Origin of the sequence: Sharpea azabuensis DSM 18934 (assembly GCF_000702165.1) — a bacterium.
Taxonomy (GTDB): domain Bacteria; phylum Bacillota_I; class Bacilli_A; order Erysipelotrichales; family Coprobacillaceae; genus Sharpea; species Sharpea azabuensis.
In genome coordinates, this window is record NZ_JNKU01000039.1 from 1 (window position 1) to 15,329 (window position 15,329).

19 protein-coding genes and 1 pseudogene are annotated in these 15,329 nt (G+C 34.2%); 16 read left to right on the plus strand and 4 right to left on the minus strand.

The features are described 5' to 3' along the window. Positions 1-511 precede the first annotated feature (511 nt). From T529_RS13885 to T529_RS12625, 5 genes and pseudogenes are all read left to right on the plus strand, one after another. Positions 512-784: pseudogene (locus T529_RS13885) on the plus strand (MATE family efflux transporter); the annotation flags it as partial. 75 nt (positions 785-859) lie between these two features. Beyond that, entirely contained in the window at positions 860-1,213 is a 354-nt protein-coding gene (locus tag T529_RS13635) for an MATE family efflux transporter (protein ID WP_051646933.1), read from the plus strand. After that, positions 1,194-1,460: an MATE family efflux transporter gene (locus T529_RS13395; RefSeq protein WP_051646934.1), complete on the plus strand. Its 267-nt coding sequence runs from the start codon at positions 1,194-1,196 to the stop codon at positions 1,458-1,460. Before T529_RS13635 ends, T529_RS13395 begins: the two co-directional genes overlap by 20 nt. Positions 1,461-1,689: 229 nt before the next feature. Further along, positions 1,690-2,658, plus strand: coding sequence for a C39 family peptidase (locus T529_RS0108710; RefSeq protein ID WP_033163229.1), 969 nt, complete (start codon positions 1,690-1,692; stop codon positions 2,656-2,658). A gap of 71 nt (positions 2,659-2,729) precedes the next feature. Then, positions 2,730-3,818, plus strand: coding sequence for a 3'-5' exonuclease (locus T529_RS12625; RefSeq protein ID WP_051646935.1), 1,089 nt, complete (start codon positions 2,730-2,732; stop codon positions 3,816-3,818). A 26-nt stretch (positions 3,819-3,844) separates the two neighbouring features. On the opposite strand, the gene T529_RS0108720 is transcribed toward T529_RS12625, so the two are convergent. Further along, a complete protein-coding gene (locus T529_RS0108720; RefSeq protein WP_033163230.1) occupies positions 3,845-4,426 on the minus strand; it encodes a peptidylprolyl isomerase in 582 nt (193 codons plus the stop codon). 94 nt (positions 4,427-4,520) lie between these two features. On the opposite strand from T529_RS0108720, the gene T529_RS0108725 reads away from it, so the two are divergent. The 8 genes from T529_RS0108725 (at position 4,521) to T529_RS0108760 (ending at position 8,857) form a co-directional block, all read left to right on the plus strand. Further along, a complete protein-coding gene (locus T529_RS0108725; RefSeq protein ID WP_033163231.1) occupies positions 4,521-5,087 on the plus strand; it encodes a chromate transporter in 567 nt (188 codons plus the stop codon). Further along, positions 5,084-5,638, plus strand: coding sequence for a chromate transporter (locus tag T529_RS0108730; RefSeq protein ID WP_033163232.1), 555 nt, complete (start codon positions 5,084-5,086; stop codon positions 5,636-5,638). The genes T529_RS0108725 and T529_RS0108730 overlap by 4 nt, the downstream gene beginning before the upstream one ends. Before the next feature lie 34 nt (positions 5,639-5,672). Next, on the plus strand, positions 5,673-6,431 hold the full coding sequence (locus T529_RS0108735; protein ID WP_033163233.1) for a threonine/serine exporter family protein: 759 nt from the start codon (positions 5,673-5,675) through the stop codon (positions 6,429-6,431). Beyond that, complete coding sequence (locus T529_RS0108740; RefSeq protein ID WP_033163234.1) at positions 6,428-6,868, plus strand: threonine/serine exporter family protein; 441 nt, start codon at positions 6,428-6,430, stop codon at positions 6,866-6,868. Before T529_RS0108735 ends, T529_RS0108740 begins: the two co-directional genes overlap by 4 nt. A gap of 111 nt (positions 6,869-6,979) precedes the next feature. After that, a complete protein-coding gene (locus T529_RS0108745) occupies positions 6,980-7,384 on the plus strand; it encodes a ribonuclease domain-containing protein (protein ID WP_051646938.1) in 405 nt (134 codons plus the stop codon). 2 nt (positions 7,385-7,386) lie between these two features. Further along, positions 7,387-7,656 carry a barstar family protein gene (locus T529_RS0108750; RefSeq protein WP_033163235.1) on the plus strand — a complete coding sequence of 90 codons (270 nt, stop codon included), beginning with the start codon at positions 7,387-7,389 and terminating at the stop codon, positions 7,654-7,656. Between the two features lie 132 nt (positions 7,657-7,788). Further along, on the plus strand, positions 7,789-8,397 hold the full coding sequence (locus tag T529_RS0108755) for a TetR/AcrR family transcriptional regulator (protein WP_033163236.1): 609 nt from the start codon (positions 7,789-7,791) through the stop codon (positions 8,395-8,397). Beyond that, positions 8,387-8,857 carry a flavin reductase gene (locus T529_RS0108760; protein ID WP_033163237.1) on the plus strand — a complete coding sequence of 157 codons (471 nt, stop codon included), beginning with the start codon at positions 8,387-8,389 and terminating at the stop codon, positions 8,855-8,857. Before T529_RS0108755 ends, T529_RS0108760 begins: the two co-directional genes overlap by 11 nt. 30 nt (positions 8,858-8,887) lie before the next feature. On the opposite strand, the gene T529_RS0108765 is transcribed toward T529_RS0108760, so the two are convergent. Genes T529_RS0108765 through T529_RS0108775 form a run of 3 tightly spaced genes read right to left on the minus strand, consistent with a single transcriptional unit; the run spans position 8,888 to position 11,949 of the window. Further along, the gene (locus tag T529_RS0108765) at positions 8,888-9,460 is read right to left on the minus strand and encodes a class I SAM-dependent methyltransferase (protein ID WP_033163238.1); all 573 of its coding nucleotides are present in this window, start codon (positions 9,458-9,460) and stop codon (positions 8,888-8,890) included. Continuing rightward, complete coding sequence (locus T529_RS0108770) at positions 9,460-11,259, minus strand: DEAD/DEAH box helicase (RefSeq protein WP_274518639.1); 1,800 nt, start codon at positions 11,257-11,259, stop codon at positions 9,460-9,462. The genes T529_RS0108765 and T529_RS0108770 overlap by 1 nt, the downstream gene beginning before the upstream one ends. A 42-nt stretch (positions 11,260-11,301) precedes the next feature. Next, positions 11,302-11,949, minus strand: coding sequence for a hypothetical protein (locus T529_RS0108775; protein WP_033163240.1), 648 nt, complete (start codon positions 11,947-11,949; stop codon positions 11,302-11,304). A 271-nt stretch (positions 11,950-12,220) separates the two neighbouring features. Here T529_RS0108775 and T529_RS0108780 point away from each other — a divergent pair, with 271 nt between their 5' ends. The 3 genes from T529_RS0108780 to T529_RS0108790 all read left to right on the plus strand — a co-directional run bounded on the left by T529_RS0108780 (position 12,221) and on the right by T529_RS0108790 (position 15,329). Next, positions 12,221-12,892, plus strand: coding sequence for an N-acetylmannosamine-6-phosphate 2-epimerase (locus T529_RS0108780; RefSeq protein WP_033163241.1), 672 nt, complete (start codon positions 12,221-12,223; stop codon positions 12,890-12,892). Between the two features lie 112 nt (positions 12,893-13,004). Further along, on the plus strand, positions 13,005-14,513 hold the full coding sequence (locus tag T529_RS0108785) for a PTS transporter subunit EIIC (RefSeq protein ID WP_033163242.1): 1,509 nt from the start codon (positions 13,005-13,007) through the stop codon (positions 14,511-14,513). Positions 14,514-14,531: 18 nt separating this feature from the next. After that, positions 14,532-15,329, plus strand: a complete 798-nt coding sequence (locus T529_RS0108790) for a MurR/RpiR family transcriptional regulator (RefSeq protein WP_033163243.1) — start codon at positions 14,532-14,534, stop codon at positions 15,327-15,329.

Consider the following 15,329-nt stretch of genomic DNA (forward strand, 5'->3'; position numbering starts at 1 on the left):
GTAACGTGTTCTATAAGGCTTAAGAGAGATGATAATAGTATTAAGGATTTCTACATAAAGAAAAAGCAGCAATCAAACCCGATGTGTTCGAAAGCTGCCAAGACTGCATGTGCCAGTAAATTAGTCCGAATAATTTATAGCATGTGCAAAACTGGTGAATTATACCAGTACAACAAATAACAAGCAGATTATACATCTAAACCACTCTGAAAAAAAGCACTTTTTCTTCAGGGATTTTCAGCATGCAATAAGAATCATGAAAAATTATTGATTTTTTTAAAAATTCTACTTGATTTCTATTATCCAATTTTTTTATGACAACAGAAAAACTAAATATCAGCTTATTGTATATAGCTTGATAGTAGTATTTGAAGTCTTTATAACATGTGAAGATAAGTACCGCTGGTAATTAAATGAAGGAGGAAACATGGATAGACTGCAGGCTTATCAGCAGTATCAACAGGTAGCCAGATTTTAAACCTTGGTAACTTTTGTAGTTACCCAGCTTGTAATGGGGATAACGGTCTTAATTACACGCTATATTGGTGAGAAAAGAGTTAAAGAGATTGGGCTAGTTATTGGTGGCTCAACACTCATCTTTACCATCATTTCAACAATCTTATTGATCATTACGGTCTTCTTCTCATCACCAATCTCGAGACTAATGTAAGCACCTACGCAGGCATTAACACAAACAAGTGCCTATGTTCGTATATGTGGGTCAGGCATCTTCTTTATTGTCTTCTATAATATTTTATCAGCAATATTTAGAGGATTAGGTGATAGTAAATCACCACTACTATTTATCGGTGCTGCTTGTATTGTCAATGTCATTGGGAATTTGGTATTAGTTGCAGGTATGCATTTAGATGCATCTGGAGCAGCTCTAGCAACAGTATTTGCTCAGGGCATCAGTGTGCTCTTTGCGCTAATATTATTTATGAAACGAAAGAGAGATTTCTCATTTAACACACATAGTATACGCGCATTGAAAATTGGTATTCCCCTTGCCTTACAGGAGTTCTTAACCCGGCTCTCATTTTTAGCCCTTTGTGCTTTTGTGAATCGCTTAGGACTAGAAGCTTCACCTGGCTATGGTGTTGCATGTAAGACTGTCAACTTTATTATGCTTGTACCAAGTTCACTCATGCAGTCAATGGCATCATTTGTTGTTCAAAATGTGGGTGCAAGCAATGGTTACAGGAATGGGTAATGGTTTGACAATCGGGGTAGTAGTATTTATATTCTTTAAAGGTAATCTTCTTACAGCTACCTTTACTACAACTCCAGGTGTCATACAGCAAAGCTATAATTATCTTAAAGGCTTTGTACTAGAGACAATTGTGACAGCTGTACTCTTCAGTATGGTAGGTTATTTCAATGGCCATGATCAAACATTATGGGTTATGACACAGGGCTTAATAAAGACCTTTCTTATCCGTTTGCCCCTTGCTTACTAGATGTCCATACAGCCACATGCAAGCCTTACAAACATCGGCTTAGCAGCACCAACTGCTACAGCATTTGGTATTATCTTGAATATATGTTTCTTCTTCCACCTACAAAAGAAACTCAATGTGGCATAAGCTCAAACTTATGTCTTTTTATTTATAATGTTTTTAAGAACACTTTCTTCTCACTTGTTTTTCAAGATACAAATGTATATCATAATGGCAAAAGAGGAAACATATGATGAAGAAACTACTATTATGCTGTCTTTCGCTATTATTAGTAGTAGGCTGTAGTTCAAAAACTACTAAAGTAAATAAAAAGAAAGAAACGAAAGTACAGTTAAAAACATATACATATCAAACATCATCAATCGTTGGTGATAATCAGCCATATAGCTTTATTGAAGTTGTAAGAGAGATCAAGAAGAGTAATAAGAATGTAGAAGTGAAAAAGAATAGTTCAACAAGCTATAGCTTAATCGCAAAAAAAGCTGGTCATAGTACCATCCAGTTTATCTTCAACGACAAAATCTATAAAGTAACACTAAAGATTTATGATAAAAATAATCAGACTTTATTTTCAAAAATGCCAGCTGAATTAATTGAATATGGTAATAAATATCCAGAAGTAAAGCCTTTTGTACTTGGCTATACAGATATAAAACATAGAGAAACATCAACACCTGATATATCATGGGAAATTGATGCTTATTTAAAATATCAACAAGTTCCTTATTTTTATCAGTATGATGAGCGCTGGGGTTATCGTGAATATGGACAAAATTATATGGCCATTAGTGGCTGTGGTCCTACTGCAATGAGCATGGTTTATACATATTTGACAAGAAAGACAAATATGAACCCGCTAGCCATGGCTTCATGGGCTAATCAACAAGGCTATTATAAATTAGGCTATGGAACGAATTACAACTTCTTTTCTGAAGGTGCAACAAAGCTAGGCTTGAAATATGAAATACTTGCTAATAACGCTGGAACATTGGATGAAGCCTTAAAGGCAAATAGACTTGTTGTGATGAATGTTAAGCCTGGTGACTTTACGAAGAGTGGTCACTATATTCTTATTGTTGGTAAGCAAGATGGAAAACTTGTAATAAGAGATCCTAACAGCCGTATCAATTCTCATAAGCTATGGGATGAAGGGCGTGTGCTTGCGCAAAATAAACAGATGTTCTCATACTATCTTTAGGCATAGAGATCTACTCTATGTCTTTTTTTAAAGGGATTGTTTGTGTTAAGATGTTGGGGAGGTGAGTGGAAATGTTGTTGAAGGAAATGAATGGTTATTATCGGTTTAATAAAGAACGATTAAAACAATGGCTGATAGAAAATCAATATATGGAACAGGATTATGATGGTGATATCTATGATCTTGTCTTTGATAGTAGTTTTATGGATGTTCTTGAAGAAAACAAAGCAATGATCAGGACAACACCAATACGAAAGAAATACCAGAATAGAGATCAGTATGAAGCACCATTCATGATCCCCATGACATATTCAAATCTTCATCTAGAAAACTGTGTCATACTTGATACCGAAACAACAGGCTTGTATCGAGATGATGAAGTGATTGAATTATCAGTCATTGATATGCTAGGAAGAGAACTCTATCATTCCCTCTATTGCCCACAAAAGAAAATAGCCCTGAGTGCAAGTAGGGTTAATGGCATTACGAATCCAATGCTTAAGGATGAACCTCTTTTCAAAGATGAATGGGAAGCTATTAAAGAGGCGATTGGACATAGAAGAATAATCGGACATAATATTGAATTTGATTATCGCATAACTCTCTCTACCGCAAAGCGTTATCATATTCCTGAAAGTGAAGTGATGATGCTTTTTAGAGATAGGATAGATTCAAGACTAATCGCTAAAAAATATATAAAGAATGCTGAAAACTATAAATTAAGTACGCTTTGTACAATGTTTGGTATTACTGATCCCCAGAAACATCGTGCAACCTATGATTGTCTAATGACTCTTCAGTTCTTAAGAGCCCTAGAAACATATTTACTCAATAATGGCTATCATAACCCATCAAGATACAATCATCTCTATGGGCAGGGGGAGGATGAGAGGAAAATGCAAGATATAAAAAAAGCAATCATTTATGGCTATAAGGCAGGTAAGTCTATTGAAGATCTTTCAATCTTTTATGGCATCAGTAGATTAGATATAGCTAAGCTTATTAAAGAAAACCATTTAGATATTCGTGTTGATCCTGAAGTGAGACAGAAACTTGAAATACTGCAACAAGCATATAGTGATCAAAGTGATTCGTTACTTATAGAATTCTGCCTCAAATATGCATCTAGAGAAGATATCTACTTAGTTTTAGGTAAATAAAAAGCTAATTCTCTTTTGAGAACTAGCTATTTTTTTACACGAATACTTTCAATAACAGGCTGCTGATCCTTTGCGACAGTTCCATTGTTATCTAAGACAGGGGTATTCCAGGCAATCTGATCAACAACATGCATGCCCTTCGTCACTTTACCAAATGCTGCATATTGACCATCAAGTCCCGTATTATCATCTTGCATGATGAAGAATTGTGAACTTGCTGAATTATAATCAGAACTTCTGGCCATGGAGATTGTTCCTCTTGTATGAGAAATATTATTCTCTACACCATTCTGGCTAAATTCACCTTTAATTGTCTTTTTACTGCCACCAGTACCATCTCCCTTAGGGTCACCACCCTGAATCATAAAGGTATCAATGATACGATGGAAAGTAAGACCATCATAGAACTTTTCATTGACAAGCTTCATAAAGTTATCAACAGTAATAGGCGCTTGTGTACGATCAAGCTTCACAGTAATATCACCATAATTCTTGACCTTAATGACAACAACAGGATGATCATTAACTGAAGATTTTGTTTTTGTGTTACAAGCTGTTGTAAGAGCGAGTGTTAAACATGTAAGTAGGATTGTAAGTATACGTTTCATAGTGTTCCTCCATGAAAACTATTATGTCATATTTTACATTTATCATCTAGAAAAAAACAATATATAGGGGTATTCTTGTTATTGGTGATACTTAATGAAGAAAACAAAGATAGGTTTGTTATGGGAACTTTTTCTTAATACCCTTTACTTATCAGCTTTTACTTTTGGTGGAGGCTATGTGATTGTCTCGATGATGAAAAATAGATTCTGTGATCAATTACATTATATTGATGAAGAAGAAATACTTAATCTTGTCGCTATTGCCCAATCAGCACCTGGAGCAATAGCTGTAAATGGCGCAATTGTTTTAGGCTATAAAATGGCAGGAATCCCCGGTATTCTTGTCTGTGCATTAGGTACAATCATTCCACCATTTGCGATTATCTATATTGTCTCCATCTTTTATGATGCCTTTGTTGCCAATGTCTTTATTAAGAATATGCTTATTGGTATGAGAGCAGGCGTTGGAGCAATTATTGTTTCGGTTGTTTATGATATGGGGAAGGGTGTGTTGAAGGACCATAAGATTAGGAATGCATTCATCATGATTGGTGCTTTTATCCTAAATTACTATTTTAATGTGAATATTGCTTATATTGTGATTGGATGTATTACTATGAGTTTAGTTGATACATTTCTTATTAAGAAGGTGAAAGTATGATTTTATGGCGTTTGTTTATAGCGTTCTTTAAAGTGGGTATACTGTCATTTGGTGGGGGCTATGCTTCCATGCCCATCATTATTGAACAGGCCATTACACATAACCATTGGATCACCATGTCCACCTTCACAGATCTCTTTACGATTTCCCAAATGACACCAGGTCCTATTGCCATCAATGGATCAACATTTGTAGGTGAGGCAGCAGCGGGCATGCCTGGGGCTATTGTTGCGACTATTGGCTGTGTTCTACCATCAGCTGTCATTGTTAGTGTATTAGCTTATCTCTATGTACGCTATAAGGACTTAACAGTCATGGATAATGCTTTAGCTTTTCTACGACCAGCAGTTGTTTCAATGATTGCAATTAGTGGGATTACAATATTATTGGACGCTTTCTTTAAAAATAGCACGATATCTTTTTATGCTATTAAATACCATGCTGTCATTGTCTTTACTATCTGTTTGGTGTTATTAAGAAAGTTGAAGTGGAATCCAGTTATTGTGATGCTTTTAGCAGGTTTATCAGAAGTTATAATAAATCTTATATAATCCCATTTATAAGAATTAACAGTGAGGAATATTTATGGAAGAAAGTAAAAAAGAAGGATTAATATTTGCGGTTGATGTTGGTGCATTGATGCTTTATGCGGGTGCTGAAGTCTACCGTGTGAATGATACCATCATTCATATGCTGAAGGCATTGGAAATAGATAATGTTGAAGTATATGTGTTATCCAATGGTATCTTTGCTTCCACAAATGAACAGAGCATTGTCCGTAATGTTACATTAGGACCAATACATCTAGGAAAAGTCTCAGCCATCAACCAATTATCAAGAGACTTAAGTGCTCATCGTATTAATCTTGAAGAAGCAAAAGCACGCTTTGAAACCATCAAACAAATGACAACTGCCAAAGATTATATTCTCATACTAGCAAGTGGAATTGGGGCAGGAGCCTTTGCATATATATTTGGAGGAAATATCTTCGATGCACTTTTTGGCTTTATCAATGGCATAGCTTTAGAAGCACTCTTTCTTGCAAGCGTCATGCGTAAGCGAAGCCGCTTTATCCGCAATATCTTTGGAGCTGCCTTTGTCACAATATTGACAATTATTTATATCAAGATCTTTACCAATCTCCATATGGGTAAGATTATCATTGGCTCAATCATGCCTCTTGTCCCAGGTATTGCCCTAACAACAAGTATTCGAGATCTCTTTTACGGTGATTATCTATCCGGAGCTATTCACTTGCTTGATGCCTTGTTGACAGCAATGTGCATTGCTGTAGGTGTGGGTAGCGTGATGAGTGTGTTTAGAATGCTTGGAGGTTTATTATGATTATTCAGTTCTTAGTTGCCATGGTAGCCACGGCTGCCTTTTCAGTGCTCTATAGTGTTCCTAGAAAAAACATTCTTCCAGGAGCTGTCGCAGGAGGAGTAGGGTGGATCATTTACTTCACATTAGAAAAAGTAGGAGCAGATACAATAGTCTATGCCTTCACATCAGCCTTCTTCTTAGGTGTGATTTCAAGAATCTGTGCCGTACTCTTTAAAACCCCGGTGACGCTTTATCTTTTACCAGGTATCTTCCCCATTGTACCTGGGGCTGGTATCTACTACACAGCTTATTATTTCTTTATGAATGACATGGCATCATTTGCGAAAAATGCGACAGAAACAACGAAGATAGCTCTTGCTATTAGCTTTGGTATCATCTTTGCTCTCTCCATCCCCCATGGTGTCTTTAGCTTATTAAGCAAACTTAAAAAAGATTAAGATAGAAGAAATAGTATCAAGGCTATTTCTTTTTTGTTATGATATGGATGGGTGAGAAATATGTTGAAAAAAATAATATGATTGGTATTATGCTTAATCATACCAATCATCATGATGACTGGTTGCAACGCTCCAAAGAAAGTAAGCAAGCCAACTCATCAAGAAACTGTCTCAATTGATGTCAATGGAGCCTATACAACTAAGCATGATGTCGCACTCTATCTTCATACCTACCATAAACTCCCAAAGAACTTCATTACAAAAAGAGAAGCAAGAGAACTAGGCTGGCAAGGTGGAGGATTGGATGGCATCAAAGATGGCTATTGTATAGGTGGTGATCGTTATGGTAATTATGAAAAACACTTACCAACAAATCAAAGTTACCATGAATGTGATATCGAAACAATGCATCAAGAAAGCCGTGGCACAAAGCGCCTCGTCTACAGCAATAACTTCGATATCTATTATACCGAAGATCACTACAATAGCTTTATAAAACTCTATTCAGGAGAATGACAATGATGAATACATACTATCTAGATCTAACAAGCTGTAAAGAAAAACAAGATCTCTATAAGCTATTTGAAGCACTGCCAGCAGAAGTCCATCCCGATAACCTAGATGCCCTCTATGACATGTTGACGAGTATAACGCAAGAGACAAAGCTCATCATCAATAACTATGAAGGCTATCAAGCATGTTTTCCAGAATACTTCAATGCCTTCATTGAACTCTGCAAAGATGCCCAAAACAATAATAATCTCTTAGATATCCACTTTCTTCAATAAAGATATGCATTGCATATCTTTATTTGTTTGAACAAGAATACATATTATATAAAATCTATATAGACATTTGAGAGCGCTTTAAAAATATGCTAAAATAACCTAGAGTTTTAATTGGTAGGAGGGTATAAAGGAGTGAAAAGAGAAGAAGCTGAACGCATTATCATGGATACAACAATGAAGATAATAGCAAAGAATGGCTTAGCATCCTTTTCAATGCGTCAGATTACGGATGAATGTGGTATCAATGAATCATTAATGTATCGATATTTTGAAACAAAAGAGAACTTACTCAAACAATGTTATGAAGTACTTTATCAAAAGATAATTGCTGTACATAAAGATGTAGATGTTGATAAACTACGTCGAGGAGAAGTCATTGAAGCATTTCATAAGATGTATATTGAAATGATTAACTTGTTGATAAGTGAAGATTATCGGACATTATTCTATTATGAATATTGTGAATACTTAAATATTAAAACTGAACATGATGTCTTTGAGAAGAACACGGTACTTAAAGATATTATGAATGAACTTAAAGTAGTTGTACCATCAACAATTACAGATGAAGAAGGACGTATTCTTATTTATTTCCTAATTGATATGACAAGTTGTTTTGCAAAGAGAATTATTCGTAAGAATTTACCAAATAATAATCAAATGAAAGATTATCTCTGGAGAGTATTAAAAGCAGGTATGATTAATCTATTAGGGTTGACGGAGGAAAGATATGGAATTTGATATGAATGTATTTGATTGTTTTATGAATCAAGCATTATTAGGAGTAGAAGACAAAGAACACTTTAATGCCATGACGATAGGATGGGGAGCACTAGGTACAATGTGGGGTAAGCCATGTTGTACAGTTTATGTACGACATAGCCGCTATACCCATGAATTACTAGAAGATACAGATATCTTCACAGTATCATTCTTTGATCCAAAGTATAAGAAGAACATGGTTGTCTATGGCCAGAAGAGTGGCAGAGACACAGACAAAGAAGCAATCTCAGGCTTCACGCTTGAGAAGAAAGGTGAAGGTGTTGGTTTTAAAGAAGCAAAAAAGACGCTTGTATGCCGTAAGCTATATAAACAGACACTTGATACAAACTTAATGCCTCAAGACATTGTTGAAAAGCATTATCCAAATGGTGATGTCCATGATATGTATATTGCTGAAGTCTTAGAGATTATAGAATAACCTGGAAATCCCAGGTTTTTTATTTCTATATTATTTTCTAAGAATGCAGTTAAGCCAACGATTATCTCTTTGTAGATTATCGCCAGTTATACTTGTCTCAACAATATGAAAATGGCCAATATAGTCTTTTATTGTCTCTTTTGTTAAATCAATATAGTAACGCCCATCACGTATACCTACATAGTTCCCATATTTAAAGGATACATACATGATACCTTCATCCTTTAATATCTTATAGCATCCTAGAAAGACTTCTTTTAAGTCTTCTTGAGGAATATGGAGCAGTGAGGCACAGGCAAAGATTGCATCAAAGCTATTATAGAGTTCCTCATGTTTGATGATATCAGTCGCATTTAAATTGAGTTTGTTGATATTTTCAGGGACGTTATTGAGGAATGCTTTAACTGGATCTAAGGCTGTTACGTGGTAGTTGGTGATAAAATGTTTTGTGTCACGTCCTGAACCGCAACCTAAATCTAATATATGATCATTAGGTTTTAAGTACTTTTCGAACATATTATATGTTTTTGTCATATTGGTATTTATTGTTTTTTCAGTATATTCTTTAGCATGCTTTTCGTAGTATTGTATTGTATTAGTCATTATAAACCACCTTTATCTTGATAGTATTCTTCTAGGAAGTGTTGTTCTTTTAAAATTATACAATTTTTATAATCCTGATTCATCTGTGACCATAGTGTTGGATTAAATTCAACAATATTAAGATCCTTTGAATACATGACAAAACGTTTACGTTCAAACTTCTCAAACGGGTTATCAAGCAGACTTTTCTTGATCTTTGTATCATTATTTAAATAGTCTGCAGTATACGCACAGTTAGCTTTATCAACAGGTAGCTTTCTGGCAATACGATTAAGGTAGAATTGTCTGTATTCTTCAACAAGCGCATCTAGGCGTACTTCACCTTCTTTATCAGCTAGCTTAAACATCGATAATATAAAGACGAGTTTAAATGAGAAGGTCAATGTATTCTCATCAATGAAGTCTTCAAAGTCTTGTAAGAGTGTTTCATCATTATGTATCTTTAGATGTTTATCTTTACGAATATGTTCAATATCACTGGATGAGAAATAAGGCATAATACGATTACCAATAGGCAAGGATAAAGACGAATATTCTTTATGACTTCTTACCCATGTTCTCAATGTTTGTGTGCCAATATAAAGTTCTCTTGCAGCTTGTTCTAGAGAAAGATAACCATTATATTTCTCTTCAAATGTTAGAATATCAACTTCCTTCATCGTTATTTCATGTTCGGATAAACCAAGAATCTTGAGATATTCATTATTTGTCTTTTTAAGACCCATAAATGGGCTATAGGTAGAGAGATGAAATAAAGAGTTGAAATTCCAAGGTGTTAGTTTTCCATCATAATTATCCACTACATCAATCACATATAAACACTCTTTACCTGGATAATGACGCACACCGCGTCCTAATTGTTGGAGATAGAGGACTTTGGATAATGTAGGTCTAGCCATGACAACTATTTCCGTCTGGGGTGAATCCCATCCTTCACTAATTTGTTGGCAGGAAGTAAGAAACTGTATTTTCTTGTTTCGATAGTCTTTAAAGATTTGATCATTCTCTTTATTACCACCATATACAGCTCTAGCAGTCAAACCAGCTTCATTAAACATCTCAGCAATTTTTTTAGCATGTTGGATATTGACACAAAATACAATACCTTGCTTATAGAAATTGTTTCTAGGCATGAAGTACTTTTTTATTGTTGAGGTAATAAGTTCATTTCTAGAATCAATAACCAAACTTCTTTCTAAGTCAGCATAATTATAATCTTTGCCATTATATCTCACTTCACTAAGATCAATATTACTTTCTACTCTGAAACATCTAATATTTGTAATAATATTTTTTTCAACAGCTTCTTCGAGTGACATATGTTTATCATATTCACCAAAAATATCCTGAAGCTTTTTCATATCTAGACGTTCATCAGTAGCAGTTAAACCAACAAGATACTTTGGATTAAAGTAAGTCAAAGTCTTATGACAATTTACAGCCTGAGCGTGATGTGCTTCATCAAAACAAATATAATCGTAATAATCACTAGGCAATCTATTTCTAGAAATAAATGATTTATTATAGAACTCAATCGTGATATTAAGATGATGACGTAAATCTTGAACTCTATTTTCCCAGTCTTCTTTGACTTTATGAGAAGGCACCATAATAAGCACTCTATGAATCTTTCCTTCTCTAGCGAGATTATTGAGATCTTCCAAGACAATTTGTGATTTTCCTGTACCTGTTGGCAGTACCACAAGTGCAGTTGTTTCGCCATTAGCACGATGCTTCTTTAAGTCTTCTAGGATTGTCTCTTGGTGCTCATAAAGATGAACTTTTCGCTTTTCTTTGATGAATGTTGAGGGCTTAAAATGAGAAGACGCGCCAAAGTAATGCTAAATACGTTCAATTACACTATTCTTGAACATCAAATTTTCAGCAGAAAAACGATATACTTTATAATTATAAAGTGCTAACGTATTCTGTTTCTCTAACTGTTGCGCATATCTGTCATTACCAATAATCACTGGATGGTGATATATAACTCCATTCTCTTCAATTGCTATATTGCCATTATCTCTTTCAAGGACATAATCAATAGAACCTGTATGTCCATTGTTGAGAGATACAGGAACTTCTTTATTTAAATAAGCTAAAGCATCATTCCCATAGATATCCGTAAACACATCTTCAAATTTCTTCTCCAATGGTGTGTTATCAATATGTCCCTTAGAAAATGCATTCCCTTTATCTTCTAGCTGAATATCATCAACCTTCTTATTCAGCCATTCCTCAACCTGAGAATAAATACTATTATCAATCATATTGAATCGATAAAGCAAATCATATCTATTTACATACTTATTCTGCATCTCACAGTATTTTGAATAGTCAAATATATGATCACCAATTTGTTTACATAAATTATCATCAACGATAATACATGTATTATCTCGTTCATAAACATAAGAATGATGATCATCATCATAGAGATAATCTTCAATTAACCTTAGATTTAAAGCTCCTATTCTATCATTATCCATACTAATCTCCTGTTATATCTATAGTAGCATATTTGACGTTACTGTAGATATTTTCATTTGACTGAAAATAGTTTCAGAATAATCGCTAATAGTTTAAGCGCTTACATAATAAATACTGAAAATATATTCTAAATATATTTTGACTATTGATATGATACTTAGAAGGGCTATTATTTAACTATAAGATGAGTGTACATAAGTCTTAAGACTGAAATGAGGAGGAAGGTATTGTGGTTGTTTACTAAACAACACAGAATATATCAAAAAGGAAATGTTAGAAGAATTAAAGGGAAAACTTATTGTATCTTGCCAAGCATTACCCAATGAGCCTTTGCATTCAAGTTTTATCATGTCAAGAATGGCTTTGGCAGCTTTAGAAGGAGGTGCTGCAGGAATAAGAGCACAATCAAAAGAAGATATTTTAGAAATTCAAAAGACTGTTGATTTGCCAATTATTGGTATTGTCAAAAGAAATTATGATGATTCAGATATTTATATTACACCTACTCATAGAGAAATAGATGAATTATTAGAAACAAGAAGTGAAATTATAGCCTTGGATGCAACTTGCCGTAAACGTCCTCATGGAGAAAAAGTAGAAGAACTTGTTGCTTATATTCATGCGAATAAAAGACTTGCAATGGCAGATTGCTCGACATTTGAAGAATGTCTTGAAGCTGAAAGAATTGGCTTCGATATCGTTTCAACAACACTATGTGGATATACACCGTATTCAGAAAATATAGATGGACCTAATTATGATCTTATTAGGAAATGTGTTGATGAATTACATGTACCAGTTATTGCTGAAGGAAAGATACATTATCCAGAAGAACTTAAAAAGGTTCTAAAAGAATGTCATGCATATGCTGCTGTTGTTGGAGGTGCAATAACAAGACCAAAAGAAATTACTGAAAGATTTGTGAAGGAAATTCAGGAATAAACAGATATACATTTTAAAGTGAGTCAGAATTAAAGATAGTGTACTAAAAGGGGTTTATGAAAAAAATATTTACACACGTAAATGAACATGTATTGAGGGAGGAAAAATAATTATGTTCAAAAAGTTACAACAAATTGGTAAAGCTTTCATGTTACCTATTGCCATGTTGCCTGCTGCTGGTTTGCTGCTAGGAATTGGTGGTGCCTTTAGTAGTAGTGCAACAATTGCTGCATATCCATTTTTAAATGTTGGTTGGTTACAAACTGTATTCAAAGTAATGAATGCAGCTGGTAGCATTGTTTTCTCTAACTTATCATTGCTTCTATGTGTTGGTTTATGTATTGGTTTAGCTAAGAAAGATAAAGGTGTAGCTGCACTTGCAGGTGTTGTTGGTTATCTCGTTATGAATGGTACAACATCAGCTATTCTTTCTATTGCAAATCCAAAAGGTAATGCAATTGATACAGGTGTTATTGGTGCTCTTGTAATGGGATTGATAGCAGTTAATCTCCACAATAAATACCATGATATTCAATTACCGGATGTTTTGGGATTCTTTGGTGGTTCTCGTTTTGTTCCTATTATTACTGTCGTTTGTGCTATTTTTGTTGGCGCTGCATTCTACATTATTTGGCCACCACTACAGCAATTATTATTGGCTGCTGGACATGCTATTTCATCTGCTGGTGTTATTGGAACATTCTTCTATGGTTTCTTAATGAGATTGTGTGGTGCAGTTGGCTTACATCATATGATTTATCCAATGTTCTGGTATACTGAGTTAGGTGGTGTTGAAAAGGTTGCAGGCAAAGAAGTTGTTGGTGCACAAAAAATCTTCTTTGCTCAGTTAGCTGATCCACATCATACTGGTTTGTTTACATCAGGAACAAAATACTTTGCTGGTCGTTTTGCTACAATGATGTTTGGTTTACCTGCAGCGGCTCTTGCTATGTACCATTCAGTTGATAAGACTAAAAGAAAGAAATATGCCGGTTTATTCCTTGGAGTAGCTTTAACTTCATTTATTACTGGTATTACTGAACCTCTAGAATATATGTTCTTATTTGTTTCCCCTATTTTATATGTTGTGCATTCATTCTATGATGGGCTTTCATTCTTAGTTGCTGACTTATTAAAAATCCGTATTGGTAATACATTCTCAGGTGGTTTTATTGATTTCTTCTTGTTTGGTATTATGCAAGGTAATGCTAAAACAAACTGGTTATTGGTATTACCTGTAGGTGCAGCTTGGGCTTGCTTATACTATTTCACTTTTAGATTTGCTATTACGAAATTCAATATTGCTACTCCCGGTAGAGGTGGAGACGATCTTGTGATCAGTGAACCATCTAAAAATGAAAATAAAAATACAGAACTAGAAGCAAATGCTATTAAGATTATTGAATACTTGGGTGGTGTTGATAATATTGAAGATGTCGATGCTTGTGCAACAAGATTACGTGTAGGCGTAAAAGATGCTAGTAAAGTACAAAAAGATAAATTTAAATCTCTAGGTGCAATAGGTGTCCTAGAAGTAGATAATGGTATTCAAGCTATCTTTGGTGCAAAAGCAATACTTTATAAAACAGTTATTTTAGATTTATTAGGAATGGATGATTAGATAAGGTAAGAAAAGTAAATGTATATTAATTCGATAATATCAAAACTTGTTGATCAATATGATGATTTCACAGATACAGAAAAAATCATTGCTGATTATTTCTTGAAAAATAAGAAGATGGATGATTTTTCAATAAAGAACATGAAAAGAAAAATCTTTGTGAGTGAAGCATCTTTGTCTAGATTTGCACAAAAGATGGGATTTAGAGGATATCGTGAATTTGTTTATGAATACTCACGTATTTTTACAACACCCCAAGATAAAGATTATTCATCCTCTTCAGTAATCAATGTATACGAACAAATATTGAATCGTTTTAACACAATTATTGATACAGCACAAATCGAACGGCTTATTCAATATCTTAAAGAATATGATCACATACATGTCATTGGAATTGCGAGCTCAGGATTAGCTGGCGAAGAAATGAAGAGACGCTTTACAAGGTTAGGTGTGCTGATGGAGTCTTGTAGTGAAGGGGATTTGATGAAAATTCAATCATTACTCATGAATCAAAGAAATCTCGTTATTGGAATTAGTATCTCTGGAACTTCAGATGAAGTTGTATTTGCTCTTAAGCATGCTCATGAGCGCAAAGCAAGAACAGTATTGATTACAGGAAATACAGAGAAAAAAGAATATGTTGATGAACTCGTATGTATTCCCGTTTTGGAAAACTTAGATACTGGGAACATCATTTCCCCTCAATTTCCTATTTTGGTATTTATTGATTTACTTTATAACTCTTATCTTAATGAGAATCAAAATACACTAAAACTACAGAAAGAAACAGTAGAAATACTAAAGGGTAAATAA

Excerpts from the sequence above, each read along its gene's own strand:
- T529_RS13635 (WP_051646933.1), top strand. The coding sequence starts at position 860 with ATGCATTTAGATGCATCTGGAGCAGCTCTAGCAACAGTATTTGCTCAG.
- T529_RS13395 (WP_051646934.1), top strand. The coding sequence starts at position 1,194 with ATGGTTACAGGAATGGGTAATGGTTTGACAATCGGGGTAGTAGTATTT.
- T529_RS0108710 (WP_033163229.1), top strand. The coding sequence starts at position 1,690 with ATGATGAAGAAACTACTATTATGCTGTCTTTCGCTATTATTAGTAGTA.
- T529_RS12625 (WP_051646935.1), top strand. The coding sequence starts at position 2,730 with ATGTTGTTGAAGGAAATGAATGGTTATTATCGGTTTAATAAAGAACGA.
- T529_RS0108720 (WP_033163230.1), bottom strand. The coding sequence starts at position 4,426 with ATGAAACGTATACTTACAATCCTACTTACATGTTTAACACTCGCTCTT.
- T529_RS0108725 (WP_033163231.1), top strand. The coding sequence starts at position 4,521 with ATGAAGAAAACAAAGATAGGTTTGTTATGGGAACTTTTTCTTAATACC.
- T529_RS0108730 (WP_033163232.1), top strand. The coding sequence starts at position 5,084 with ATGATTTTATGGCGTTTGTTTATAGCGTTCTTTAAAGTGGGTATACTG.
- T529_RS0108735 (WP_033163233.1), top strand. The coding sequence starts at position 5,673 with ATGGAAGAAAGTAAAAAAGAAGGATTAATATTTGCGGTTGATGTTGGT.
- T529_RS0108740 (WP_033163234.1), top strand. The coding sequence starts at position 6,428 with ATGATTATTCAGTTCTTAGTTGCCATGGTAGCCACGGCTGCCTTTTCA.
- T529_RS0108745 (WP_051646938.1), top strand. The coding sequence starts at position 6,980 with ATGATGACTGGTTGCAACGCTCCAAAGAAAGTAAGCAAGCCAACTCAT.
- T529_RS0108750 (WP_033163235.1), top strand. The coding sequence starts at position 7,387 with ATGATGAATACATACTATCTAGATCTAACAAGCTGTAAAGAAAAACAA.
- T529_RS0108760 (WP_033163237.1), top strand. The coding sequence starts at position 8,387 with ATGGAATTTGATATGAATGTATTTGATTGTTTTATGAATCAAGCATTA.
- T529_RS0108765 (WP_033163238.1), bottom strand. The coding sequence starts at position 9,460 with ATGACTAATACAATACAATACTACGAAAAGCATGCTAAAGAATATACT.
- T529_RS0108775 (WP_033163240.1), bottom strand. The coding sequence starts at position 11,949 with ATGGATAATGATAGAATAGGAGCTTTAAATCTAAGGTTAATTGAAGAT.
- T529_RS0108780 (WP_033163241.1), top strand. The coding sequence starts at position 12,221 with ATGTTAGAAGAATTAAAGGGAAAACTTATTGTATCTTGCCAAGCATTA.
- T529_RS0108785 (WP_033163242.1), top strand. The coding sequence starts at position 13,005 with ATGTTCAAAAAGTTACAACAAATTGGTAAAGCTTTCATGTTACCTATT.
- T529_RS0108790 (WP_033163243.1), top strand. The coding sequence starts at position 14,532 with ATGTATATTAATTCGATAATATCAAAACTTGTTGATCAATATGATGAT.